Raw genomic sequence first — 1,732 nt, 5'->3', positions numbered from 1 at the left:
GAGGGAAGCACGGTGACGCCTTCGGTGCCGTGGATGCCGGGCACCGAATGGCACGCTTACACGCTGCGTGAGCCGATCGGCGTGTGCGGCCAGATCATCCCGTGGAACTTCCCGCTGCTGATGGCCTCGTGGAAGATCGCACCCGCGCTGGCGGCAGGCAACACCGTGGTGCTCAAGCCTGCCGAGCAGACCCCGCTGACCGCGTTGCTGCTCGGCGAGGTCTTCACCGAGCTGGACTTCCCACCAGGCGTGGTCAACATCGTCACCGGTTTCGGTGACGCCGGCGCCGCGCTGGCCGCGCACGACGACGTGGACAAGGTCGCCTTCACCGGCTCGACCGAGGTCGGCAAGAAGATCGTCGACGTGGCGCGGGGAAATCTGAAGAAGATCTCGCTCGAGCTCGGCGGCAAGAGCCCGAACATCGTGTACGCCGACGCCGACATCGAGTCGGCTATCGCCGGTTCGGCCAACGCCTGGCTGTTCAACCATGGCCAGTGCTGTGTAGCGGGCACCAGGCTCTTTGTCGAGGACTCGATCTTCGCCGAGTTCACGGCGGGGGTCGCCGAGTTCGCCGCCGGCGTGAAGGTCGGGCCGGGCATGGATCCGTCCTCGCAGCTCGGGCCGCTGGTCTCGCGGGAGCAGCTGGACCGTGTGACCGGCTACCTCGACCAAGGCAGGGCCGATGGTGCGCGGGTACTGACCGGTGGGTCGCGTATCGGTGACTCCGGCTACTACGTGGAGCCCACCGTGCTGGTGGACGTGCACGAAGGAATGAGTGTGGTCCGCGAGGAGATCTTCGGCCCGGTGGTGGCCGCCATGCCGTTCCGCGCCGAGGAGGGTCCGGCGGGCGTGGCGAACAACTCCGAGTTCGGCCTCGCCGCAGGCATCTGGACTCGCGACATCTCCAAGGCACATCGGCTGGCCAGGAAAATCAAGGCAGGCAGCGTGTGGATCAACTGCTACAACGGCTTCGACACGGCGCTGCCGTTCGGTGGGTACAAGCAGTCCGGCTGGGGCCGCGAGCTCGGGGCGGCTGCCTTGGATCTCTACACCCAGACCAAGGCCGTCAACGTCCTTCTTTAACCTCGACCCGCGGATACTGCAAGGAGTTCCAAGCATGAGAACGAAAGCAGCTGTACTCACCGGCAGCAATAAGCCGTTCGAGATCATCGAGCTCGACCTGGACGGCCCACGTGACGGCGAGGTGCTGATCAGGTACGTGGCCGCCGGCTTATGCCACTCCGATCTGCACCTGTCCGACGGCGATCTGCCGCCGCGGTTCCCGATCGTGGGTGGCCACGAAGGCGCGGGCATCATCGAGGATGTTGGCCCCGGCGTCACCAAGGTCAAGCCGGGAGATCACGTCGTCTGCAGCTTCATCCCCAACTGCGGACATTGCCGTTACTGTGCCACTGGCAGGCAGAACCTCTGCGATATGGGCGCCACAATTCTCGACGGCCACATGCCCGACGGCTCGTTCCGCTTCCACCACGGCGGCGAGGACTTCGGCGCGATGTGTATGCTCGGGACCTTCTCCCAGTATTCCACTATCTCGCAGCACTCGGTTGTCAAGGTCGACGACAGCATCCCGCTGGAGACCGCGGTGCTGGTCGGTTGCGGCGTGCCGACGGGGTGGGGTACGGCCGCGTACTCGGGCAACGTTCGGGTCGGCGACACGACGGTGATCTACGGCGTCGGTGGGCTGGGCATCAACACCGTGCAGGCCGCCGTG

The 1,732-nt window shown here is 65.8% G+C and carries 2 protein-coding genes; both read left to right on the top strand.

Going from position 1 to position 1,732, the window contains the following annotated elements; genetic code table 11:
• Positions 1-1,083, top strand: a 1,083-nt coding sequence (locus tag BBK14_RS13440; protein WP_071062463.1) for an aldehyde dehydrogenase family protein, incomplete at its 5' end; no start/stop codon positions are given.
• Positions 1,084-1,117: 34 nt separating this feature from the next.
• On the top strand, positions 1,118-1,732 hold a 615-nt coding region (locus BBK14_RS13435; protein ID WP_157904259.1), incomplete at its 3' end, for an alcohol dehydrogenase catalytic domain-containing protein.

Origin of the sequence: Parafrankia soli (assembly GCF_001854695.1) — a bacterium.
GTDB classification, from domain to species: Bacteria; Actinomycetota; Actinomycetes; order Frankiales; family Frankiaceae; genus Parafrankia; species Parafrankia soli.
This window is presented reverse-complemented; position numbering and strand designations above follow the sequence as displayed.